Origin of the sequence: Bacillus cereus group sp. BfR-BA-01355, from assembly GCF_022663675.1 — a bacterium.
GTDB classification, from domain to species: Bacteria; Bacillota; Bacilli; order Bacillales; family Bacillaceae_G; genus Bacillus_A; species Bacillus_A thuringiensis_S.
This window is the reverse complement of record NZ_JAKUFY010000472.1, coordinates 1-223: the sequence shown is the minus strand read 5'-3', so window position 1 is coordinate 223 and position 223 is coordinate 1. Positions and strand designations below refer to the sequence as shown.

Sequence of the window (223 nt, the reverse complement as noted above, 5' to 3'; positions counted from 1 at the left end):
TCCTGATGGAAATATTGAATATTTAGGAAGAATGGATGAACAAGTCAAAATCAGAGGATTCCGAATTGAGCTTGGTGAAATTGAGAATGTGATTAGAAAAGTAGAGGGAATCACAGATACAGCTGTAGTTGTCAAAGAAGATCAAAACGGCGAACAGGCAATTAGTGCGTATGTTACAGCTGAAAGTGAATACAGTATGAATGATCTCAAAGAGGTAATCCGT

The 223-nt window shown here is 37.2% G+C and carries 1 protein-coding gene; it reads left to right on the top strand.

The window, feature by feature from the left end; translation table 11 throughout:
• A partial coding sequence (locus MR167_RS32530; protein WP_242316317.1) for an acyl-CoA synthetase family protein occupies positions 1-223 on the top strand: 223 nt, incomplete at both ends.